The sequence below is a fragment of the Flavobacterium bernardetii genome (assembly GCF_011305415.1).
In the GTDB taxonomy this organism is placed as follows: domain Bacteria; phylum Bacteroidota; class Bacteroidia; order Flavobacteriales; family Flavobacteriaceae; genus Flavobacterium; species Flavobacterium bernardetii.
Genome location: NZ_JAANOQ010000001.1, coordinates 488,816 through 512,378, shown reverse-complemented (window position 1 = coordinate 512,378; position 23,563 = coordinate 488,816). Strand labels below are relative to the sequence as shown.

At 29.9% G+C, this 23,563-nt stretch carries 28 protein-coding genes; all 28 read right to left on the bottom strand.

Annotated features, from left to right (window positions below; translation table 11 throughout):
- Positions 1-2: 2 nt before the first annotated feature.
- Positions 3-1,181, bottom strand: a complete 1,179-nt coding sequence (locus tag G6N05_RS02375; protein WP_166124960.1) for a DUF2062 domain-containing protein — start codon at positions 1,179-1,181, stop codon at positions 3-5.
- 1 nt (position 1,182) lies between these two features.
- Positions 1,183-1,674 (bottom strand): hypothetical protein, encoded by a 492-nt coding sequence (locus G6N05_RS02370; protein WP_166124959.1) that lies wholly within the window; start codon positions 1,672-1,674, stop codon positions 1,183-1,185.
- Entirely contained in the window at positions 1,671-2,048 is a 378-nt protein-coding gene (locus tag G6N05_RS02365) for a 3-hydroxyacyl-ACP dehydratase (RefSeq protein WP_166124958.1), read from the bottom strand. The genes G6N05_RS02370 and G6N05_RS02365 overlap by 4 nt, the downstream gene beginning before the upstream one ends.
- A 107-nt stretch (positions 2,049-2,155) precedes the next feature.
- Positions 2,156-2,791 carry a porin family protein gene (locus tag G6N05_RS02360; RefSeq protein WP_166124957.1) on the bottom strand — a complete coding sequence of 212 codons (636 nt, stop codon included), beginning with the start codon at positions 2,789-2,791 and terminating at the stop codon, positions 2,156-2,158.
- A 9-nt stretch (positions 2,792-2,800) separates the two neighbouring features.
- Positions 2,801-3,424 carry a hypothetical protein gene (locus G6N05_RS02355; RefSeq protein WP_166124956.1) on the bottom strand — a complete coding sequence of 208 codons (624 nt, stop codon included), beginning with the start codon at positions 3,422-3,424 and terminating at the stop codon, positions 2,801-2,803.
- On the bottom strand, positions 3,390-4,016 hold the full coding sequence (locus G6N05_RS02350; protein ID WP_166124955.1) for an outer membrane lipoprotein carrier protein LolA: 627 nt from the start codon (positions 4,014-4,016) through the stop codon (positions 3,390-3,392). The genes G6N05_RS02355 and G6N05_RS02350 overlap by 35 nt, the downstream gene beginning before the upstream one ends.
- A gap of 43 nt (positions 4,017-4,059) precedes the next feature.
- The gene (locus tag G6N05_RS02345) at positions 4,060-4,863 is read right to left on the bottom strand and encodes a polysaccharide deacetylase family protein (protein WP_166124954.1); all 804 of its coding nucleotides are present in this window, start codon (positions 4,861-4,863) and stop codon (positions 4,060-4,062) included.
- The gene (locus tag G6N05_RS02340; protein ID WP_166124953.1) at positions 4,857-5,918 is read right to left on the bottom strand and encodes a beta-ketoacyl synthase N-terminal-like domain-containing protein; all 1,062 of its coding nucleotides are present in this window, start codon (positions 5,916-5,918) and stop codon (positions 4,857-4,859) included. The genes G6N05_RS02345 and G6N05_RS02340 overlap by 7 nt, the downstream gene beginning before the upstream one ends.
- Positions 5,918-7,108, bottom strand: a complete 1,191-nt coding sequence (locus tag G6N05_RS02335) for a beta-ketoacyl-[acyl-carrier-protein] synthase family protein (RefSeq protein WP_166124952.1) — start codon at positions 7,106-7,108, stop codon at positions 5,918-5,920. Before G6N05_RS02335 ends, G6N05_RS02340 begins: the two co-directional genes overlap by 1 nt.
- A gap of 13 nt (positions 7,109-7,121) precedes the next feature.
- Entirely contained in the window at positions 7,122-7,379 is a 258-nt protein-coding gene (locus G6N05_RS02330) for a phosphopantetheine-binding protein (RefSeq protein WP_166124951.1), read from the bottom strand.
- A gap of 2 nt (positions 7,380-7,381) precedes the next feature.
- A complete protein-coding gene (locus tag G6N05_RS02325) occupies positions 7,382-7,996 on the bottom strand; it encodes a 3-oxoacyl-ACP synthase (RefSeq protein ID WP_166124950.1) in 615 nt (204 codons plus the stop codon).
- 2 nt (positions 7,997-7,998) lie between these two features.
- Positions 7,999-9,135, bottom strand: coding sequence for a beta-ketoacyl synthase N-terminal-like domain-containing protein (locus G6N05_RS02320; protein ID WP_166124949.1), 1,137 nt, complete (start codon positions 9,133-9,135; stop codon positions 7,999-8,001).
- Entirely contained in the window at positions 9,132-9,581 is a 450-nt protein-coding gene (locus tag G6N05_RS02315; RefSeq protein ID WP_166124948.1) for an acyl-CoA thioesterase, read from the bottom strand. Before G6N05_RS02315 ends, G6N05_RS02320 begins: the two co-directional genes overlap by 4 nt.
- The gene (locus G6N05_RS02310) at positions 9,556-10,848 is read right to left on the bottom strand and encodes an ABC transporter permease (protein WP_225875113.1); all 1,293 of its coding nucleotides are present in this window, start codon (positions 10,846-10,848) and stop codon (positions 9,556-9,558) included. Before G6N05_RS02310 ends, G6N05_RS02315 begins: the two co-directional genes overlap by 26 nt.
- Positions 10,838-11,599 (bottom strand): ABC transporter ATP-binding protein, encoded by a 762-nt coding sequence (locus tag G6N05_RS02305; protein ID WP_394351430.1) that lies wholly within the window; start codon positions 11,597-11,599, stop codon positions 10,838-10,840. The genes G6N05_RS02310 and G6N05_RS02305 overlap by 11 nt, the downstream gene beginning before the upstream one ends.
- A gap of 1 nt (position 11,600) precedes the next feature.
- On the bottom strand, positions 11,601-12,596 hold the full coding sequence (locus G6N05_RS02300) for a BtrH N-terminal domain-containing protein (protein WP_166124947.1): 996 nt from the start codon (positions 12,594-12,596) through the stop codon (positions 11,601-11,603).
- The gene (locus G6N05_RS02295; protein WP_166124946.1) at positions 12,596-13,000 is read right to left on the bottom strand and encodes a hypothetical protein; all 405 of its coding nucleotides are present in this window, start codon (positions 12,998-13,000) and stop codon (positions 12,596-12,598) included. Before G6N05_RS02295 ends, G6N05_RS02300 begins: the two co-directional genes overlap by 1 nt.
- 1 nt (position 13,001) lies before the next feature.
- Positions 13,002-13,457, bottom strand: coding sequence for an ABC transporter permease (locus G6N05_RS02290; protein WP_225875112.1), 456 nt, complete (start codon positions 13,455-13,457; stop codon positions 13,002-13,004).
- A 16-nt stretch (positions 13,458-13,473) separates the two neighbouring features.
- Positions 13,474-13,908, bottom strand: coding sequence for a hypothetical protein (locus tag G6N05_RS02285; RefSeq protein ID WP_166124944.1), 435 nt, complete (start codon positions 13,906-13,908; stop codon positions 13,474-13,476).
- A complete protein-coding gene (locus G6N05_RS02280) occupies positions 13,908-15,041 on the bottom strand; it encodes a beta-ketoacyl-ACP synthase III (protein WP_166124943.1) in 1,134 nt (377 codons plus the stop codon). The genes G6N05_RS02285 and G6N05_RS02280 overlap by 1 nt, the downstream gene beginning before the upstream one ends.
- Positions 15,042-15,053: 12 nt before the next feature.
- On the bottom strand, positions 15,054-15,956 hold the full coding sequence (locus G6N05_RS02275) for a dialkylrecorsinol condensing enzyme DarA (protein ID WP_166124942.1): 903 nt from the start codon (positions 15,954-15,956) through the stop codon (positions 15,054-15,056).
- 9 nt (positions 15,957-15,965) lie between these two features.
- Positions 15,966-17,621 (bottom strand): phytoene desaturase family protein, encoded by a 1,656-nt coding sequence (locus tag G6N05_RS02270; RefSeq protein WP_166124941.1) that lies wholly within the window; start codon positions 17,619-17,621, stop codon positions 15,966-15,968.
- 52 nt (positions 17,622-17,673) lie between these two features.
- Positions 17,674-18,543 (bottom strand): LpxL/LpxP family acyltransferase, encoded by an 870-nt coding sequence (locus G6N05_RS02265; protein ID WP_166124940.1) that lies wholly within the window; start codon positions 18,541-18,543, stop codon positions 17,674-17,676.
- Between the two features lie 8 nt (positions 18,544-18,551).
- Positions 18,552-18,806: an acyl carrier protein gene (locus tag G6N05_RS02260; RefSeq protein ID WP_166124939.1), complete on the bottom strand. Its 255-nt coding sequence runs from the start codon at positions 18,804-18,806 to the stop codon at positions 18,552-18,554.
- Positions 18,807-18,820: 14 nt separating this feature from the next.
- Positions 18,821-20,041, bottom strand: coding sequence for a beta-ketoacyl-[acyl-carrier-protein] synthase family protein (locus G6N05_RS02255; protein WP_166124938.1), 1,221 nt, complete (start codon positions 20,039-20,041; stop codon positions 18,821-18,823).
- An 11-nt stretch (positions 20,042-20,052) separates the two neighbouring features.
- Positions 20,053-20,784, bottom strand: coding sequence for a 3-oxoacyl-ACP reductase FabG (gene fabG, locus G6N05_RS02250; protein ID WP_166124937.1), 732 nt, complete (start codon positions 20,782-20,784; stop codon positions 20,053-20,055).
- 10 nt (positions 20,785-20,794) lie between these two features.
- Positions 20,795-21,904 carry a WG repeat-containing protein gene (locus G6N05_RS02245; protein ID WP_166124936.1) on the bottom strand — a complete coding sequence of 370 codons (1,110 nt, stop codon included), beginning with the start codon at positions 21,902-21,904 and terminating at the stop codon, positions 20,795-20,797.
- A 56-nt stretch (positions 21,905-21,960) separates the two neighbouring features.
- Positions 21,961-23,478 carry an HAL/PAL/TAL family ammonia-lyase gene (locus tag G6N05_RS02240; RefSeq protein WP_166124935.1) on the bottom strand — a complete coding sequence of 506 codons (1,518 nt, stop codon included), beginning with the start codon at positions 23,476-23,478 and terminating at the stop codon, positions 21,961-21,963.
- Positions 23,479-23,563 lie beyond the last annotated feature (85 nt).

The following is a 23,563-nucleotide window of genomic DNA, read 5'->3' as shown; positions in this document are numbered from 1 at the left end:
AGTTATTTTTTAGTTTTATGCAGAAGCGAAAGTAAGAAAAAACTAGCTATTCCGAAAGTAAAAGCGGCGATTGTAGCTAAAATAAAACTTCCAATAACATATTGAGATGTATGACTTTTTATGGCTTCAAAAGTTAAATTTTGATAATCGGAAAAATTCACTTCATCTTTTACGAAATATGAACCAACTTGCAATGAACCAAAAATTATAAATGGAATCATTGGTGGAATGCTAATGTTTGAAAAAGTAAAAGCTAATATTTTATTCCATCTGAATAAAACGGCTAAAAACAACACTAAAACGGTTTGAAATCCCCAAAATGGAGCAATTCCAATAAAAACTCCCAAAGCAATTGATAAAGATTTAATTAAATTAGAATCGTTACTCTGTAGAATTTCTTCTTTTATGAATTGCTTTATTTTTTTTTTTTTGAAATTTCTAAAAAAATCTCTTGGTTTGATATATAAAAGCGTGATAATAACTAAAATCGTATTCAGAATACTAATTCTTGTAAAATCTTTAAAAGGTCTGAAATGAGTTACACGTTCTTCAGGATCGTAAAGAATTTTAACTGGAATGTTTTTCACTTCTGTTCCTTTCCAAGCCGCACGAACAATGACTTCAATTTCAAATTCAAATTTATTTGTAAAATATGTTTTTGGAAGCTGTAATAATGGATATAATCTGTATCCAGATTGTGTGTCTTCTAATTTAATTCCAGTTTCAAACCAAAACCAAAAGTTAGAAAATTTATTCCCAAAACTACTTTTTTTAGGCACACCTTCTTGGTTCATATTTCGGCTACCGATTAGCAAAATATTGCTTTCGTTTTTAGCTAATTCTTCTAAGAAAACAGGAATATCATCAGGAAAATGTTGTCCATCAGAATCGATTGTAATCGCATAATGAAACCCTTTTTCAATGGCTTTTTTGAAACCAACTTGTAGTGCATTTCCTTTTCCTTTATTTTTCGGAAGGTGAATAGATTCAATCGAAGTATAAGAATTTATTATTTCAGCTGTACTATCGGTTGAACCGTCATTAACAACAATAACATTAGTGGTATATTGCAATACACCATCAATAACCCTATTCAAAGTTTTATGATTATTGTAAGTTGGAACAATAACACAAACTTTTTTTAGATTTAATGTTTCAGAAATAGTAGAATTTGAAAGCATTCTATTTATTTAATTGTTGTTTTTCAGCTTTTGTAAATCCTAAAGATTGATTTACATATTTCTTTATATATTCCTTTAAATCAGCTGATTGTTTGTTAAACAAAAGTAAGATTTGTTTTTTATCAGCTTCAATATTTTCTTTATATTTTAATAGTTTAGGTGTGTTTTCTTGAATACTCAATCGGATTAAGCGGGCTTCAACATTATTAGGATTGGCTTTTATTACGCCTTCTAAAATTGAAACACCTTTAATAAATCCTTCTTTTTTTTGTTTTAATCCTGAAGTATGTTTTGATTTTAAAGCGATTGAAGCGCCTTTATAGGCTAATAAAGTTTCATCATTTTTTGAATATTTATTCATAAAATCATAAAACTTAGTTGCGTTCACTTTAGAATCTGAAGATTCTACATACATTTTTCTAATGTCTGTTAAGTTATAACTCTGAAAAACAGATAAAGTTATAGCAAATAGTATTGAAAAAAATATTTTCAAGAAGTTGTTCTTTTGTATGTATTAGATAATTTTAATGCTACAGTTTCTTCAAAACTTGTAGTATTTTTAACTTTTATTTCAGAGGCTTCATTTTCAGATATTTCTAAATCTAAAGTTAATTTTGCATTTACTTCGGGATTGATTAAAGCCATAAATTTAACATTAGTTGTACTTACCATTGTTAAACTTGTGCTTAAAATACTTTCCGTTATTTCTTTAATGATTTGCATCATACAAACTCCTGGTGTCACAGGATTCCCAGGGAAATGTCCTTTAAAAATGGCGTGATCTTTATTCAAAGTAATGGCTGCACTATATTTATTTACGTCCGTATTTTCAATAATATCAAGGGTATAAAAATCTTTTAAAAGCATAAGTTTTTTTTATTTGGTACAAAAATACATTTATGAAAGTTAAAATAAAACTAAACATAAAAAAAAGTCAACAATTTGTTGACTTTTTTTTAATAAAATTGTAAATATTAAAATTTTGCAGTAACTCCTACTTGGTAAGTAATAGCGTCTTGACCATCATAAACATCAACCATACCTTTTTTAATTCTGGCTTCAACACCGAAATTTTTAGTAAAGTCAATTCCAAACCCGCCTACAAAACCAACATCAATAGCTGAATAATCATTATAATTTGCATAATAGTTGTAGTTATATGGATTATATGAATAATTGTTATCCGAAACTTTTTTCTCTGGAGAAACATTAATATCTAAAGATGGACCAACTTGAAGATATGCTTTCTTTATGAAAAATTTATTCATTAAATTTAAAGTTAAGTACTGAACTTTAAACTCAGCTGTTTGGTTTTGTGTTACATTTGAATTATCATATGGATTATAAGTAACAGAAACATATTCCTTTTTAGAACCTTCTCTTGAATACCCAATTTCAGGCTGTAAAGCATAAAATTTAGAAAGTTTTAGTTCACCAAAACCTGCAATATAAAAATCTGTTATTGTTGAATATTTTTCATTTAAATCATCATTCTGAGTTAATCTCGAAAAATTTACTCCGGCTCTAATACCAGGTTTAAAAGTAACTTGAGCATTACTAATTGTAATACCTCCTAAAATAATTGCGAATAAATAAAGCGCTTTTTTCATTTTTATTGTTTAATTAATTATTTGATTTAATTCTATTTTTAGTTTGATGTTATGATGTTGAATCGTGATATTTTCTGCAAAAGTAGTTTTTTTTGAGTTAAATGTAAAAATAACCTTCTCCTTTCTTTTATTAGTTTTAATTATCTTGCTTAAATTATTTGAAATCAAATCAAAATAATAATAGTGATTATTTTCAGTTTGATATATACTTTCGTTATTTCTGTTGTACTTTTTTAATACACTATTGTTCACTTGTAATAAGGTACTAAAATCATCTCTAAGTGTATTGATAATTATCTTTTTATCGAGTTTATCAAAAACATAATTTACTTTAAAACTGTTTTCTGAAATTTCGAAATCTAATAGTTTATTTCCGAAATCTGTTGTTAAAACCATTCTGTGTAAACTATCGTTTATGCGTTTTACAATAAAAATACCACTCATATCATTCCCATAAATTTCAATGTGCGTTTTATATACATAATCTAATGCCTCATCAGAAAAATATTGATTTTGAACAACTGACGTAGAATTCTCCGTTTCAACAGCATCAGGAATTTGATACGACTTACAAGATAAAAATAAACAAAAGAAAGTACTAATTAGTAAATACCGCATCATCAATTTTTGCATTTAGTAATTTATTTTTGAATGTGATTTTTGTGTAATCTCCAGATGATTCAATTAATTTTACTTCAGAAACAGTATTTTCTTTTAATGGAAAATATAAATCAATTTGTTTGATCATCTTTTTAATCGCAGCTGTTTTAGGAATTAATTTGGCAATATAATGCTGTTTATTTTTAAAATATGATATAGTAAATTCTTTATCGTCAAACATATTTCCACTTACACTTCCAACAATAAGTTTATTAATTTTTTCGAAAATTTTACTTTTGGCATCAACTGTACTTTTTTTCCCTTGATCGTTGATATACACTTTATTATTTTTAAAAATAATACTGTATTGATAAGGCTTAGTATACTGCCAACTTAACATATTTGGCGCTTTAAAATTAAGTTTTCCAGAACTTTCAATATCTTTTGTTAAAAAGTCCATGTGCTTAATTTGTACAAAATCAGTTTTTATAGTTTTAATAGTTTTAGACTGACTTTCAACTGTTTCCTTAAATTTAGCTATTTCTTGAGCTGACATTTTGATTTCTTGCGTGCTTATTTTAAAGCTACAAATTAAAATGATCAACAATAAAAGTTTAGTTTTCATATATGTATGATTTTTTTTATAGGTCATATATGTTATCACTTTTTTATTTATTGATGTTTGCTTGCACAAACTGATTATTGTTAGTGATTTCATAGGCTTGTATGTCTAATAATTCCTCGATGGTTTTTGTTTTATAACCTTCAGACTGCAAAAATAGCAATAACTGTTCCAAAACCCATACTGTTTTTGCAGAAGTATCGTGTAATAAAATAATACTTCCAGGTTTTATTCTCTTTTTGATTCTTTCAAAAATTAAAACTTCACTTTCAATAACCGTATCTAAAGAACGTACATTCCAACCTATTACAACTTGATTTGTTCTAGAAATTGCTCTTGAAATATTCGGATTTGTAACTCCGAATGGCGGCCTGTAAATTCTCGTTTTTTTATGTACAAGTTGTGCAATCAATTCTTTAGTGTGTTCTATTTCAGAGGCAATTTTTTTAGTAGAAAAAAAACCATTCCAATTGGAATGAGAGTACGAATGATTGCCAATATTATGACCTTCAGCAATTATTCTTTCAACAGTTTTTGGATATTTTTCAATTTGTTTTCCGATGCAAAAAAAAGTAGCTTTTGCATTATATTTCGATAATAAATCTAAAATTTCAATCGTTTTTTCGTGTGGACCATCATCAAATGTAATGGCTATTTCTTTATCTTTTTTATTGTTGCTTCGACAAATATTAGTTGAAAAATAATTCAGTCTAATATCAAATGCACCCCAAGATGTAATCGCTAAAAAAGCTACAATCAACAAAACATATAAAAGAACACTAGCCTTAGTAAAAAACAAAAAGGCTAGCAGTATGAAAAATATAAAAACAGAATATGTATGTCTTAACATTTTGATAAAAGCACTAAACTTTGGTCTTTTCCTTGGTATTGATTATATAGTAAAACTTTTGAAAAAGTAGTTTTTTCAAAAGTGTTCATTTTTACACTTGCTGGAATAACTTGACTTTTAATGATAGAAGCGGCTACCCAAAAACCAAATGCAGAAGCCGTATTATATTCGCCACTTAAATGTTTATAATAAATTTGTGGTGTTTGTTGGAATAATGAACTAGCTTCTGAGTAATAAGTATCAAAATTTACATCACCATTGTTTCCAAAAACGACAGCGTCAATATCTTCTGTTTTTAGATTATTCTTATTTAAAAAAGCAGTAACAAAGTTTTTTACTTCTTCAATATTTAATTCATTTTGAATTTGTAAAGCTTCTAAAATAGCATAAGAACTCTCTTTTTGAACATTTTCTAATGCTACGAAAGTCGCACCTTCACTATGAACAACACCAATTGAATTAGAATCTAAAACTGAATACGGTTGATCACTTTCTTTTTTAATAATATTGACCAGTTTGAATAACTCCATTGTATGAGAAGAAGTTTCATCTGCTGCACCAACTAAAATTGAGTTTTCTTCCTCATTTTCCAATTGCATTTTCGCATCTAACAAGGCTGATTCAAAAGAAATTGCACCATTAACATACGTAAAATTATATCCTTTACAACCTAATCCTATCGCAATTTGTCCACCAACGGTATTATGTGTAGATTGTATAAAATTGGTTGGCGTTAAATACTCTTCATTATTATCTAATAAAGCCTTTAAGAATTTTTCAGAATCTTCAATACAACCCATTCCAGTTCCTGTAATGATTGCATCAGGAACTTCAATATTAGCTTCTTTTAAAGCTTTTGTAGAAGCCGCTAAACCCATCTTCACACCTTTTGCCATTCTTCTGGCTGCGGCTGGCGGAATTAATTCTTTATACGATGGTTGAATCGCATAAAGAATATTTTCAGTAGTATTAACTGCAACCGATTCTAAGAAAGAAGTTTCATAAGTATCTTGAGCAGAGACACATCCCATACCATTAATGTAGCACTTTTTCATTAGTTTTTTGAAAATATTAAAGTGGAACAATTACCTCCAAATCCGAAAGAATTGGACAGCACATGATTAATTTCTTTTTCTTTAAGCGTCAATTGTGGTGTTAAGTTGAATTCTTCCATATTTGTTTTAAAATTCAAATTTGGATATACTATATTATTTTGAAGTGCCAAAATACTATAAACTGCTTCAATACCAGCTGCAGCAGCTAATGTATGACCAGTAAAAGGTTTGGTAGAACTAAAATCGGGAACATTGTCGCCAAATATTCTGATAATGGCTCTTCCTTCAGATAAATCGTTATTTGGAGTGGCCGTTCCATGCGCGTTGATGTAGTCAATTTCGCTTGGTGGAATTTTAGCCATTTTGAAAGCTTTATTCATTGCTAAAAAAGCACCATCACCGTTTTCAGAAGAAGCAGTTTGATGAAAAGCATCATTCGCATTTCCGAATCCAGCAACATAAGCCAATACTTTTTTATTGTGTTTTTTTACAATAGCATCGGATTCTAAAACTAAGAAAGCAGCTGCTTCACCTAAATTCAGACCTTTTCTATTGTTATCAAATGGAGCGTTGTATTCATCAGATAAAATCATTAACGTTTTGAATCCGTTGATAGTGAACTTTGCCAAAGCATCTGTTCCACCTACAACTACTCTATCTAATTCGCCAGATTCAATTAATCTCGCGCCAAGCATAATAGCATTTGCCGCAGAAGAACAAGCCGTACTAATCGTAGTAACTAATCCTTTTAATCCAATGCAATTGGCGATTTTTTGAGAATTATCGCCAATATCATGACTAGTGATATATTTTTGGCAAGCTTCGTTTTCGAAATAATCGTAAAAATATTTTTCAGTCATGTCCATTCCGCCAACGCTAGTTGCTGAAATCAATCCTGATTTACATTCATTAATATTCGTAATGTTTGCATCTTTCACAGCTTGTTTTGCTGCTATTGCGCCTAATAATGCAGTTCGTGAAAAATTATTATCACTGGGTAAATTAAGTTGCTCGGCTAATTGCTCATTGGTTTGTTTAATTTCTCCTACTCTAATCACATCTTTATGAATGGTTTCAAAATTTGAAATTGTTGAGAGACCTGTTTTTAAAGAAACTAATGAATGAAAATTTTCTTCAACCGTAGTACCAATTGAAGAAATAATTCCCATGCCTGTTATTGCAACTTTCATATATTTATAAATATTATTTTGTTCTATTTTCAGAAATATATTTTGCCATTGTTTCCACAGATTCAAAGATTGATTTACCTTGTTTTGGATCTGCTAATCTGATTCCGTATTCTTTATCTAAAAGAACAATTAATTCTAAAGCATCAATAGAATCTAAACCTAAACCTTCTCCAAATAATGGATCGTTATCGTTTATTTCTTCAATTGCGATATCTTCTAAATTAAGTGCCTCAATAATTTTTGCTTTTAATTCTTGTTTTAATGCTTCCATAATTATTTATTATATAGTGTTTGTATTACTTCTTTATTGTGAGCCGTTGTTCCTGATTTTTCAACCAAGTAAACAAAAGCTTTATAGTCATTTTTGTAAAATTCAACCCAACCGCATAGTACTTTTTCTGCTTTACCACTTTCTAATAAGTACGATGTATAATCCGACATAAAATCCGCTTTAAAATCATCAAAAACAAAAAAGGCATTTTCTGTTTTCAATTGGTTTTTGATACTTATTTCTCCTACACAAATATTTGGCAAGGTATACACAAAAACGGCTGGACTCGGAAAATAATTCTCTTTATCAGAAATAGATTCTTGGTATTTTACATCTGTATCTAAACTTGATGCTTTATTCGCAAATACTAATGCGATATCATTTTCTTCTTCTAAATTGATAGTGTTTTTCAAAATAGCTTCAGCACCTAAAAAAGCTAATTTACTTAAATTATCCATTTTAAAAAATTTCGGATATTCTAATTCAATTGCTTTTGAGGCGTTTTTTATAAATTCAGGAAACAATACATCTTTCATTTCTAAAACAGTAATTCCGTTTACTTGAAGTGAATTGTTTTCTATTTTACAATAGTTTGATATGTGATAATTTGTTGTCAAATCTAATTTATTTTTTCAAACAATATTGCTGTATTACATCCACCAAAACCTGATGCTGTTTTTAAGAAATACGTAATTTCTTGCTTTCTATTTTCTTTTAAAACATCAATTGGTTTAGAAACTCCAGAGTTTGAAAACCCTTTTGACGCTAATAATTCATTGTGATATATTGATTGTAAACCTATTACAATTTCTAATAATCCCGAAGCACCTAAGGTATGTCCGAAATAACCTTTTAAACTATTAATGGCCACATTATCTATATTTGATCGCGAAAAGGCTATTGCTTCCATTTCGTCATTATATAAAGTGGCTGTTCCGTGAGCTGAAATATAATCTAATTTATCTTTACCGATATTGGCTTCTTTGAAAGCACTTTCTATACTTTTATACAATCCGTCACCAGTTCTTGATGGTCCAGAAATATGGTTTGCATCGTTAACGGCTCCATCACCAATTATAGCAATGGCATTATTTGTTGGTTTTTCTGTTGTGATAAAAACTGCTGCACTTGCTTCACCTAATGTAACACCATTTCGTTCCGCATCATAAGGTGTACAAGGTAAATTACTCATCGCTTGAAAGGAATTAAAACCTGACAAAACAAATTCTGAGATTTCATCACCAGCAATGACAAATGCATTATCGTAAGCTCCGAACTGAATCATTCTTTTTGCTACAGAAACAGCTAAAACTCCAGAAACACATGCATTTGAAACCACAATTGGTTCTGTTTTAAATCCAAAAAATGTATTTATTTTTTTTGCTAAAGTACTTAATTGTGCGTCTTCAATTGGTGCTTCTTGATTTTCTAATGCTGAAATATTTCCTTTAGTTGTAGACAAAATTAAAACCGATTTCTCTGAAATTTTATTTTTACTAACAACAGGATGCAATGCTAAAATCAGCATTTTTTCCAATTTCGTAAATGAATTTTCATTCGTAACTTTTAGAAAACTTTCGTTAAGTTTTTCTGTATCAATAATAGACGCGTATATAGAAGAAAGATTTCCATATTTCTCTTGAAATTGAATTCCAGATTGCCCATTTACAAGTGCCTTCCAATTGGTTTCAATATCAAAACCTAAAGGAGTTACGCAATTAGCATCGGTAATGTAAATTGGTTTATTTGTTATCATTTTAATAATCCTACGCTCTTTTTCCACTCCTCATAAAATGAAGGTGCATTTAAAACTAAATTTCCGTCGCTATCTAAAAACACTTGAACCGTTTCACCTGTACAAGCCACTTCATTATTACTATCGTAAATTACATATCTAAAAATCATTTTCGCAGCTGGAGAATCTACAATTGTAGTTTCAATTCGAGCTACATCTCCATAACGTAAAGACAATTTATGCTCACAAACCGATTTTACAATTGGAGTTGTATATCCATGTTTTTGAACATCTAAGTATGAAATTCCGTGCAATCTTCCGAAAGCTTCTCTTCCATCTTCAAAATAAGTTATATAGCAGCCGTGCCAAACAATTCCTAATGGATCTGTTTCGTTAAATCTGATTCTAATATCACTAGAAACATTTAAATGTGAAGCTTCGTTATACTGCTCTTTTCTTTTTATCATATTGAATGGCAATGAAAATTGTAATTATAAAAAACAAAAGTAATAAAAATATTTCTGGAAGAATTTCAACAGCGTCTGCTTTACGTAGTAAAACATCATAAAATGCATTTAATCCCCAATTCATAGGAGAAATATGTGAAATAACTTGCATTACTTTTGGCATAGCGAATACCGGAACCCAAACACCACCAATTGCTGCTAAAATAACAACTGATGTAGCTCCAAATGGCGCTGATTGTTCTTGCGTTTTGGCTATAGTTCCTAATAAAATTCCAAATCCGATTGCGGCTAATCCTGAAAATAGTGCCACAACACTCATTAAAAAGAATTTTCCGTCTAAATCTAAAGTTGGTAAACTTAAATACGGAAATAAATACATTCCAACTAAAACCATTAGGTAAAACTGAATCATACATATTACCAAATAGGTAATTGTTTTTCCAGCAATAACGATTGAATACGGAACTGGATTTGTCAGTAATCGTATTTGTGTACCTTGCCCTTTTTCTTTAACAATATTAATAGATAAAGGAACTATTATAAAAAAGATAGCGAATAAAGTCCAAGCTGGTACATTGTGTTGTACTGAATTTGGAAGCACTTCTTTGTTGTCAACTGTTGGCATAATTTCTTTAAAAGTAATGAAACTCTCTTGCTCAAAAATTGGCGCATCACCTTCTCCTAATTGGTCTTGAAAAGTAGCATAAATAGATTTAGTTTCTATTTGAGAAATCATTTTATCAATACTGCTTTTGACATTACTTTTAAAAGTCGATTGAGTGGCTGGATCAAAATAAAGTCGGACTTCTTTTTTATCTATTTTTTGTGGTAAACTATCTTTTTTAGTTTCAGAAACTTCTCCAATTCCAAAATTTGAAACGATTTTATCTACATTTTGATTTACTTTCAATTGCAAATCTTTACTTAGATTACTAGGAATAATTATCGCTAATTGGAATTTTCCTTTAAAAACGGCTTCTTTAGCCGTGATTTCAGTTAAGTCTTTTCCATCTAAAGAAGATATTATTTCAAACTGACCGCTTTTATTTAAATTTTCAATTACTGTTTTAGAAATTTCTCCTTTATCGTTATCGACTAAAATAACAGGAATTTTACTTTCTGTAACGGTTCTAAAAGTGCTATCTTGAATTAATGTTATTGTAATAATTAGCACTAAAGGCATCACAAATAAAATGATTAAACCTCCAAAATCTCTTTTAAGTAAAAGAAATTCTTTATAAACTGACATCCATAATTTATACATCATCGCGAAGTTCTTTACCGGTTAATGAAATAAAAACATCTTCTAAATTATGTGCACCCGAAGTTTCTTGAATTAATTGATTTGGAGTTCCTTCAGCGTAAATAGTTCCTCTGTCGATGATTGCGATTTTGGTACAAAAATCTTGAGCTTCAGATAAATGATGTGAGGTATAAATTATCGTAGTTCCTTTAGCATTTAATTCTTTTAAATAACTGATAATTACATTTTTAGATTGTACATCTACTCCAACTGTTGGTTCATCTAAAAATAAAATTAAAGGCTCGTGTAAAATACCAGCAATTAAGTTTATTCTGCGTTTCATTCCTCCGGAAAACGTATCAATTTTTTTATCGGCAAATTTTAATAATCCAAGTTGATCTAAAGCTATTGTGACTTTCTCTCTTAGATCTTTACCTTTCAGTCCGTACATACTTCCGAAATATAATAAATTTTCTCTGGCTGTAAGTGTTGGATAAAGTGCGTATTCTTGTGGAACAACTCCTATCGTTTTTTTAATTTCGAAGGCGTTCTTTTCGTAAGTCAAATTATTAATGCTGAAATTCCCTGAAGTAGGTTTTATTATTCCGCAAAGCATAGAAATCAATGTGGTTTTTCCTGCTCCATTTGGTCCAAGTAAACCATATATTTCTTTTTCACCAATAACTAAATTTAGATTATTTACGGAGAAATAATCTGCATCTTTATATTGCTTATAAAGTTGATTGATTTGAATTATACCTGTATTATTACTCACCTTAAATTGCTTTTTTAAGTTCTTTGAAAAACTTTTCTTCTAAATCTGCAAGATAAAGCAATTGATCAGCTAAAGTATTGTAAACATCTTCCACATTACTTCTGTTTTTACAAACTCGAGAGGCATTAAGAGCAAAATCTCTCCATAAATCTCCAATTTGAGTCATTTCAAATGAAAGTTCTTTTAGTTTATCATTTTTCAAAATCACAGCAGCTTCTTGCAAAAATGCTGCATAAATAAATCTGAAACCACCACCACCAGTTCCAATTTCTTCTTGCATACGAATCATTTGGGCTAAATAGTGATTGGCAACTTTTATTCCTTTAGCTTTTGGCCATTTTCTAATACTTTTAGCTAAATAGCGCATCGCAGCAACACCAACAATTGGCACTGGTGCAAGCATATCGCTACAGGTGTTTTTAATTCCTTTTTTTATGGCAATTTCCCAATTAATTTGAGATGGGATATGCGTTGGATAATACATTTGTCCTTTTGGAGAAAGTGTACCTTTTGCAAATCTGACTTTTTCTAATTCTGCTTCTGTAAGAGTTGTTACAGTTTCCATTACAGGATCGCTAATTAAAAAAGTGTTTTCGTTTTTCCCGTAAACCACTAAATTGTGGGCGTTGAAATGAAAACGGTATTCGTCTGGAAAATAAGTTAAATTATAAACACCAACTTGTAAACCCGTTGGAATATTGTTTTTTAAATTATTTTCTAGGGCGATTTGAGCTTTTTCAGGGCTCGAAAATTTTATTCTTTTAACTGTAATTCCTAATCTTTTTGCGGCTTTATTGAAAATAAAACCTGGCATTGGTCTGTAACTAATGGCTGGTGCTTGATTCACTTTCAATAAAGGTAAATAAAAGAAGAAAAGTCCGGAACCAATACCAAAAACCATTGGCTCACTTATATTAATTCCATTGAATTTTAATAAATTAGAAGCCACTCCGTTTTCACAATGTGCAGATTGATGATGTGTAAAATTGGTGTTCATTAGGCTCCTTTGTAATTTATTAATTCGTCTACAGAAATTTGAAATGTATCAGCATATTTCTGTAGTATTTTGCTATTTAGTTTTTTAAATACGGATGGCTTAGTGTGTCTTTTCACTCTCCATTGCCACATTCCCACATAATCTGCTAATGTTGGCCAATCCATTTTATGTAATTCCATATAGTAAACTATTGGACTAACTTTTCCTGATTTGATATCTTGTTTAGCTTCTTCAATACGTTCATTAATGGTATTTATAGAACTTTCTAAAGCAATCGTTTTTGCTTCCCAACCTGTACTTAAACCTGTTGTATAATTTCCGTTTTCATCTGTTGCATAACATAATTCCTTTATGTTGCTTTTAGATAAATTACTTTCATCTTGAGGTATTTCTTCTTTCTTCATCTTACTTTACTTCTTGAATGAATAGATTTATTTCTGCTTCTAGTAAAAGATTTTCTTCTTGAAACGTTTCACATTTCATGGTACAAATACTATAATCGTCAGAATCAAATCTAGAAACTAAAGTGGCAAATGTTTTAATCGTATCATTTACTTTCGGCAACATAAAAACAGATGCTTTTTTTATCCCACTGATAAAGCCAACTAATTTGACGTCATCTCTTACTTCATTATCTGCAGTAAAAAAGAAAGTTTGTCCTACAATTGAAGAACAAGTTTGTGCTGAATTTTCAATTAATCCAACTTCAGAAAAATAATTATTTTCAACAAAAACATTATCTTCTTTAATTTTGAAAACAGAAGTAACTGAAGTAGCTGATATTTCTATTAAAAAATCTACCATTAACATAGGTGCTCTATGTGGTAAAAAATCATTTATATTTATTACTGTATCCTTCAAATCTTCTCCCATTATATTAAGCTAAAACTGTTTTCATTTGCCCGCGAGCAATTTCAACATCATTTAATAAAACTGAAATATCAACTAAAGTAACTCCAGAAAATTCGTGAAGTACGTTTACTTTAGTTGTAAGATTGTCGTTTACTTTTGGCAATTCGAAAATTTCAATTGATTTTATGGCTCCGATATATCCTGTTGGTGCAGGTTCTTTTTTTAAATAAAACTGATAACCTGTATATAAAGCAACAGATTGTGCCATATGTTCAATTAATCCAGCTTCTTGAAAAGTACCCTTTTCAGTAAAAATATTTGATTCTTCGATTGTAAAACCAGAAGTAATAAAATTTTCTTCGAAAGCCAATACTTTATCCACCATTACAAATGGAAATTTTTGTGGGATAAGAGTTCCAACAAAATCACGATCTAAAATAGGTAAAACTACATTTTGCATTAGCACACAGTTAAATAAGCATATGAATAAGAGAAACGACCACTTTCTGGAACAGATAGTAAAATTTTATCTCCTTTATTTAATTTTCCAGAATTCATTAATTCTTCTAACATCAAGTAAATTGATGCCGAACCAACGTTTCCTACTTTTTTTAAATTCATAAACCAACGTTCTAAAGGAATTTCTATATTTTGCTCTTTCAAAGCAGCATAAAGTCCTTTTACAAAATAATGTGAAGAAACGTGTGGTAAAAAATAAGTGATATCGTTAGCGCCAATATTATTTTTATCTAGAGCAGTTTTCATACTTAACGCTCCTTTTTGTAAAATATGTGCATCTAAAATTTTGACATCTTGTTTAATAGCGAATACGGATTCAGACAACCATTCGTTAGAGTTATAATCGCTCCAAGGTTTGATGCTTCCATCTGCTAATTTATCGCCACCTGCATACATACACGTTTCTAATTCATAGGCATATGAATAGGCTTCCATCCATTCTATTTTTAAAGAAATCGCTCCGTTTGGTTTATTTTCTAATAAAAAAGCTCCAGCTCCATCTGATAACATCCAACGCAAAAAATCTTTTTTGAATGCTACGATTGGTTGCTCTTCTAATTTTTTAAGATTGATGATTTCGTTTTCAAATTTTTCCGCTAACATCCAAGTTGAAACTCTTTCAGAACCTGTACAAACGGCATTTGAAGTATTTCCAGATTTAACAGATAAATATCCAAATTTTAAAGCATTCATTCCAGCATTACAAACACCAGAAGAAGAATTTAATTCTACTGATTGATTTTGTAATAATCCGTGAACCATGGCTGCGTGAGATGGTAAAAGCAAATCTGGAGTAGATGTTCCACAAGAAAGCAATTCCATCTTTAAAGACGCAAATTGATCATCAAACAATTTTTCAATTGCTAAAAAAGTTAAATCTGCATTAGAATGTGTTGGATTTCCATTTTCATCTAATGCATAGTATCTGTTTGCAATTCCATTGTTTCTTAAAACAATACGTCTTGCTTTGGAAGATTCTTCATTAATTAATCCTAACCATTTCTCCATATCATCATTTGATATAGGATTATTTGGTAAGAATTTACTAGATTTTGTTATGTAAACTTCAGACATTATTATTACTGATTATATCTTTTTGTATAAGTTTTTTTCATTAGCTATTTTATTAGCTACAAATGGGTATTTTAAAAGGTGCAAGATAAACACAATTGGCGATATTAACCAAATAGCAACCCATAAATAAACATTAAAAACTTTTAACCAAGATTCTCTTGATTTTTTTTTATTTATGATGAAATTCGACCAGATTTTAAACATTTTATTGGCTTTTTTATCCATTTCTACTAAAAAAGCTCGAATTTCAACAGCATCTAATTTTAATAATTCCTCTTGTAAGGTCAAAAAATTATTATTTTTTAACGCAAGTAGAATAACATTTCCAAATTTAGAAGCATTTTTAATTTCAGATTCTGAAACACCAGGTTTTGGAAAAATACCTAAATATTTTGTTTTTTCTCCTGTAAACATCCAATGAACGATAGTCACCACACTTACGTGATTTATGTTTCTATCTACTAAAGCGATATTTCCAACTAATTTAGCGCCTAAATCTGACAACAACACTTTCATTTTCTCTTGTGCTTTCACCCACATATTTCTGGCTCCAATAACTGTGACAACTGGAGTGTCTTGAAATAACTGTTTCGCAAAAGTACTTTTCAAAAATGAATTTACTGGAATAGATGGCGATAAATACCAAACTTGATAACCTAAAATAATTAAGTCGTATTTTTTTTCTAAAATAGAATTTGAAGGTGTTTTTATGGCTGCTGGAATTTGTAAAAACGATTCTGGAAATGCATCAAAAAAAGCAGTTTTATTCCACGGAAACGGAAATTCTTTCTCCATTTCTATAGTATAATGTGTAACATTAATTTCATCTTCAGAAGAAAATGGAAGCGTAATAGTATCAAGTATTTCAGTTAATTGACCTGATTGTGAGTAATGTATAACTAATACGTTTTTCATTTGATAATACTAACTTTGATTTATTTTCTTAAAATTTCTAATTTTATCTTCTCGTTTCTTATGTATAAATTCACTCCAAGTGCTACTGTTTTCAGCATCATAAATATTAATTTTCTGAGATTCATCTTTTATCAATAAATCACCCGACTTACATTTCAAAATTTGAGCTGCTGCTTCTAGTCCAGAATAAGTTGCACCAGTTACACCATGTGATATCGTACTGGCGCCACATAAATATAAATTCTCTATTTCCGATTTGTTTTTATATGAAAATGGTCCAACTTGATTTAATGTTTTATTCGTTCCATATACATTTCCATTAGTCGAATTAACATAATATTCATTTGTTTTTGGTGTACCTAATTCCGCTTGAACAATATGATTTCGTACGTCTGGAATTAGTTCTTCCATATTATTTAAAAACTTCTCAATAATCTTTTTCTTAAACAATTCATATGCTTCAGAATGATAATCTTCTCTATGATTGAACTCTTTAAAACTATCATAACTTACATACGTCACTACTTCAAAGTTATGATACTTACTATTAAAACTAACTGGATCTTTTAAAGTCGTACAACTTATAAAAAGAGCTGGAAATTTATCACCTTCAAGAATATTTCCTTCCGTTAAAGTTGTAAAATGTTCATCTATATTTTCGCTTTCAAATTTCCAAATATTACCCGAATCTATACCGTATTTTGTAACATCTAACTCAACCGTTAAAAACAAAATTAGTGAAGTGACTGAATATTTTGTTTTTGAAAGTTTTTTATTTAATTTTTTACTGATATTTTCTTTACCAATTAACCTTAAATAAGTAGTTGATGGATCGGCATTTGAAACAATAGTATTTGCTAAAATTGTTTCTCCAGTTGCTAAAACTACTCCTTTAGCTTGATTATTTTCAACAATAATTTTAGTTACATTTTGGCTCACTCTTACTTCGCCATTATAACTTTTAATTTTTTTTGTCATGGCTTTTACAATACTGCTTCCGCCGCCCATCGGGTAAAATCCACCATCAAAATAATGATACATAACTGAGCAATGAACTGGAAAACAAGCTTGAGAAGGTGGCACACCATGATCACCACATTGAGAATTAAGAATGGCTTTAAGTAATGGGTCTTTAATATGCCAACCGATTACTCGTTTTAAACTAAAAAGGGAAAATTTACCAAAGTTTTTTGTTCGAAAAGGAACTGTAATTTTTTGCCAAAAACCTTCTAGTTTAGGCATTAATTGCAATTCGAAATTTACTTTTTGTATTAAGGAAAGGTATTCTTTAATGTTCTTTTCTTCTTTTGGAAATTCAGAAATTAATTTACTTTGAAGATTTTCAAATCCGGCAGGTAAATCAAATTTTTGATTGGCTATCATACAATGATCATATCCTTTTGGATTCATTCTAAAAAAAGTCAAATCATTGGCAACGCCTAAACCTTTATAAAGTTCGTTTGTAGATTGTCCTTCATCTAGCAACCCGATATAGTGTACACCAGGGCTAAATCGTTGACCGTTTAGTGTAAAAGTATGACACCAACCACCAGGAACGTAATGTTGTTCTAGTACTAAAACTTTTTGCCCGCTACGAGCTAAACATAAAGCAGCAGATAAACCACCAGCCCCTGAACCTATTACTATTGAATCAAATTTCTCCATTATTCCTATAATAGCAATAACTGAAAAATACAATTTTGCTGTTTAATTAAACTTATTTCCAAAAATCAAAGTAATTGAACCACTGCAAAGGATACATTTTAACCATTCCTTCTAAATTTTCAGTGTAGGCTTTTAATAAACCTTTTTCATCACGATGTTTAGTATTTGCTTTTCTAGCATATAAATGATAATGCAAGTTAGCTTCTTTCATTACGTACACAAATATTACTGGTACATTTAATCTTGATGCGATTAAAAATGGTCCAGCAGGAAAACTGGCCTCTTCATCTAACAAAGATTCTCTCAAGACTTTAGTTCCTGGAAAATATCTATCGCCTGTAAAACATACTAATTCATTATTCGCTAAAGCATTATTAATCTCAAAAATATGAGATAAATCATCTTGAATAATTATAAATTTTATGGATGATTTATGAGTGACACTTTCTAAATATTGCTTAATTTCGGAATGTTCTCTATCTGTTGTTACCAAATTAATTTGGCAATCAAAATCAATTTCTCCAAAAAAGTGTTCTGCAATTTCGAAATTTCCAATGTGAGCACTAATAAGTACACCACCTTTTTTATCAGAAAGTAATTCATTTAAGATTTCAATACCATCAAAATCGTAGGTGAATTTTTTTCTTAATCCTGCAGATATCGCTGTTTTATCAATTATGGTTTGTCCGAAAGTAAAATAACTTTTAAACACCATAATTTTGGATTTAAAATAGGAGTACTTAAGTCTATTATGGAAATAATAAAATATTTGTTTGTTACTTTCCTTTAGGAATATAAAATAATAAAAAGCTACAAAAAATAAAACAGAATAAGCTGCTTTAATTCCTAGCTTTTTTATACAAAAAACGAATATTTTATATCCAAGTACAGTACCTTTAGATTTTCCATCCCACTGACTCATGATGTTTATTATTTAGTAGCGTTCTGGATTTTAGTTTCGATTAAATTATAAAAATCTTGAAATGAAGCAATTCCTACGAAATCAGCTTCACCTAATTTAACTCCAAAATTAGCTTCAATTGAAACCACTAAATCTACATAATCTAAACTATCTAAACCAAGCGTATCTTTTAAATTTAATTCTGGGGAAATTACATCACCATCCACTTCAAACTCATCAACAAAAATTTCGTTTACTTTTTCAATAATATCTTCGATTGTCATAACCATTTTTAACTTTATATTTTTTTAACTACAATTGCTGAATTTGTTCCACCAAATCCAAAAGAATTTGACAAATATACATCAAATTTCTTATTTATTGTTTTTGCTGCAATATTTAATTTTTTGGAGTCTTCGTCAGGGTTTTCAAAGTTAATGTTCGGTGCGATGAAATCATTTAACATCATAATTGTAGAATAAATAATTTCACTTGCTCCTGCCATCCAACATTCGTGACCTGTCATAGATTTTGTTGAACTAATATGTGGACCATTTTCACCAAAAACTTCTAAAATAGCTTTTGCTTCATTAGCATCACCTAAAGGAGTTGATGTAGCATGTGCGTTGATATATCCCACTTCAGAAGGAGCAACATTTGCTTGCTCCAAGGCTCTCTTCATTGCTCTTGCTGGTCCTTCGACGTTTGGTGTTGAAATATGTCCACCGTTTGAAGAAAATCCATAACCAATAATTTCAGCTAAAATTGGCGCTCCTCTTTTTACAGCAGATTCGTAACTTTCAATAATTAAAGTTGCACCACCACCACTTGGAACTAAACCATTTCTACTTCCATCAAAAGGTCTTGATGCTTGAGTTGGATTGTCTTCACTTGGTGAAAAAACACCCAATCCATCGAAACTAGACATGGCATATTTATTTATTTCTTGAGCTCCACCACTAATAATGATGTCTTGTAAACCACTTTTTATTAAATGATACGCTAAACCAACAGAATGTGAACCACTAGCACAAGCTGCGCTGATTGTCATATTTACACCACGTAATCTAAATATAGTAGATAGATTCATGGTTACGGTTGAGTTCATCGATTTAAAAATAGCACCAGAACCAATTAATGCGGTATCTTTCTTTTCTCTTACAATATCAATTGCATCAATAATTGCTTTTGAAACAGAATCGTTTCCGTATAAAATTCCAACTTCATTTTCATCAAAAAAAGAATCGTCAATTTTAGCATTTTTCAAAGCTTCAATCGTAGCTAAATAAGCATATTCCGTTTCTTCTCCAATACTAATTCTTTGTCTTCTGCTCAAATGATTTTTTAAATCAGGTTTAGGAACAGTTCCAGTTAGTGCTGATTGAAAGCCGAATTCTTTTCTTTCTTCGTCAAAAATAATTCCTGATTTGCCTTCATACAAAGATTGCTTTACTTCTTCTATTGACGTTCCAATACAAGAATAAATCCCCATTCCAGTGATAACAACTCTCCTACTCATAATTTATTTTTTTAAGAATAAATACCTCCATTAATATTGATTACTTCACCAGTAATATAACTCGCTTTTCTTGACGCTAGAAAACCTACTAAATCAGCAACTTCTTCTGCTTCTCCGAATCTATTAATTGGAATCATTTTTACCAATTCTTTTTCATCTAATTCACCTGTCATATCAGTTCTAATAAAACCAGGTGCCACAGCATTTACAGTAATATTTCTTTTGGCAACTTCTTGAGCTAATGCTTTCGTTGCAGCAACTACAGCTCCTTTTGCAGCAGAATAATTCGTTTGTCCAGGTGTTCCTTTTACTCCAGAAACAGAAACCATATTTACAATTCTACCGTATTTATTACGTAACATTTTTTGAATAAAAAAGTTAGTTACGTTGAAAAATCCGTTTAAACTCGTATTGATAACATTATTCCAATCTTCGTAAGACATCCACATAAATAAACCGTCTTTTGTAATTCCGGCATTATTCACAATTACTTCAACAATTGCATTTGGATTGGCATCTTGCCATTTTGTTAAGGCTTCAGTTACTTCTGTCGCATCTGAAACATTAAATTTTATAATTTCACCTGTCGCACCAATTTGCTTTACTTCTTCTAAAGTTTTTTCAGCTGCTTCAACATTTGATTGGTAATTTATTAAGATATGGTACTCTTTTGATTCCGCTAATTTTTTACATATAGCACTTCCAATTCCTCTTGATCCACCTGTAACTAATGCACACTTCATATTGTATATTTTATTGAAATAATTCTGCGTTTTCAAACCATTTATCTCCTAATGTTTTACCATCTTTGGTTATGAATCCCCATTTTCCTTTATATTTAACTCTTGCGATTCCTTTAACGAATCCTTTTTCGTCTTCTTTAAACATTGAAATTAATCCACCAGCTGTAATTTGATAATCGGCTGGAATGACTAATTTTCCTTTTTCATCAATGAAACCCCATTCTTTAATTTTGACTGGAGCCAATCCGTCATTACTGAAAATTTCTGCATCTGCATAATTTAATTCAATAACCACTTCGCCTTTCAAATTGATGTAACCCCATTTTTTATTCATAAAAACAGGCGCTAAATTCTTATGGAATGCTTTTGCTTTATCAAATTTTGGTTCAATTGTCCAGTTTCCTTTTAAATCGATAAAACCAATTTTGTTGTTTTTTTTAGCGTAAGTTACATCTTGATATAAAAAATCCCAGATTTTATCTACACCTTCTATAGCTTGAAATTTATTTGCGATAACTAAACCAAAAGCAGTTCCTGAACGTGCCCAAGTAGTGTTTTTATAATAACTTCCAACTTCATCATAAATAGCTTCTACAACTAATTTACCTTTGTTATCAATAATTCCCCATTTGTCATTTAGTTTGACTCTTGCAAAACCATTTTCAAATGATTTGATTACTTGATATGTTGGAGCAACAATAACTTCTCCTTTCGGGTTTATTAATCCAATTTTATCAGCAATTTTAATAAATGCCACGCCATCTTCAAAATCATACACTTTTTCTGTAGTTGGCATTTTTAATTCTTCACCACGTTTATTAATGTACAACCATTTCTTATCTTTTTCTACAACACAAATTCCACTATTAAAGTATTTTGCATTGGAATAAGCTGGAGCAATAACCATTTCATTTTTAACATTGATAAAACCCCATTTGCCATCTTTTTCAACAGCTGCTAAACCTTCAGAAAAGTTTTTAGCCAATTTATATTGAGGTTCAATACTAAAATTACCCGTTGTGCTAATATAACCAAATTTTTCACCTTGTTTTACAAGCGCATGCTCCTGAGCGAAAAAAGCTTGACTAAATAGGAATACTAAGAAAAGATAATTTTTCATTTTTATAGTTTGAGATTTTAAAGCAATTTAAACTTTTATATTAAATATAAAAATGATTATTTCATTAAATAATCTTTTACTTTTTGAACTATAGGATACATAATTTGATCTTCCTTAAATTTAGGAACGATAGCTCTAATATCATCGTACATTTTTCTTGTTACTGAAGATATATCGTTTTTAAAGTTTAAGGCATCAATAGCTTGAACAATAGTTATCAATTCAATCGCTAAAACTTCGAAAGCATTTTCAATAACTTTACCAGCAATTACGGCTGCATTAGTTCCCATACTAACAATATCTTGGTTATCATTATTATTTGGAATACTGTGAACATACATTGGATTAGAAAGCATTTGACTTTCTGCAGTTGTTGATGTAGCAGTAAACTGAACTCCTTGCATTCCAAAATTAAATCCTAATGTACCTAAGTTTACGAACGGAGGTAAAATTTCGTTTAATTTCGAATTTAATAAATAATTCAATTGACGTTCAGACAACATCGTTAATTTAGCAATAACAATTTTCAATTTATCCATTTCTAATGAAATGTAATCGCCGTGAAAATTACCGCCGTGATATACATGTTTGTTTTTCACATCCACAATTGGATTATCGTTTGCCGAATTAATTTCGTTTTCAAGAACTTGAGACGTATAATTAATAGTATCTAAAACGGGTCCTAAAATTTGAGGAACACATCTTAAAGAATAGTATTCTTGTACTTTTTCTTTAAAGATATCTTCATTATTTTCACCTGAATATAAATGGTCTTCTCTTTTTCTTACTAAAGTACTATCAGACAAATTATCTCTCATTAATTTAGCAATTTCTTGCTGTCCGAAATGCTTTTTCGTGTTATTTAATTCAAAAGAAAGATGATCGTCATAAGCTTGTACAATTTCGTTAATCGCACATGAACATTTAATAGACCAATCTAATATTTTTCTTGAATTGTGAACATTAACGATTCCGATACCTGTCATTACTGAAGTTCCGTTCATTAAGGCTAAACCTTCACGAATTTCTACATTGATTGGTTTTAAGTTTTCAATTTCAAAAACTTCTGCAGTAGGAAGTCTTTTTCCTTTATAGAAAACTTCACCTTCTCCAATTAATGCTAAGGCTAAATGCGCTAATTGCACTAAATCACCACTTGCTCCTACACCACCATGTTCAAAAATTAACGGTGTAATATCTCTATTTAAAAATTCTTTCATTAGATGAATAACTGAAGGATGAACTCCAGAATTTCCTAAAGAAAGTGTATTTAATCTTGCTAAGATAACCGCTTTTACATTGACTGCATCTAAGGGCTTTCCAGTACCTGAAGAGTGACTTCTTATCAGGTTATATTGAAGTTGTAATCTGTCTTCGTCTTTAATTCTGTATTGTGCCATTGGCCCAAATCCAGTATTAACACCATAAATAACTTTATTTTCCGAAAACTCCTTCAAAAAGGCAAAACTCTCTTCAACTCTGTCTATTACAGCACTACTAACGTCTATTTTATTATTATTAAAAATTATTGAAGTAAAATCTTCTATAGTTAAATATTCGTTTAACAAGCTCATTATCAGTGATTTAATTTTAATTAAAAAATCACAAATTATTTATAGATTAATAAAAAATATGTGATTAAATTTGAAGCCACAAAGG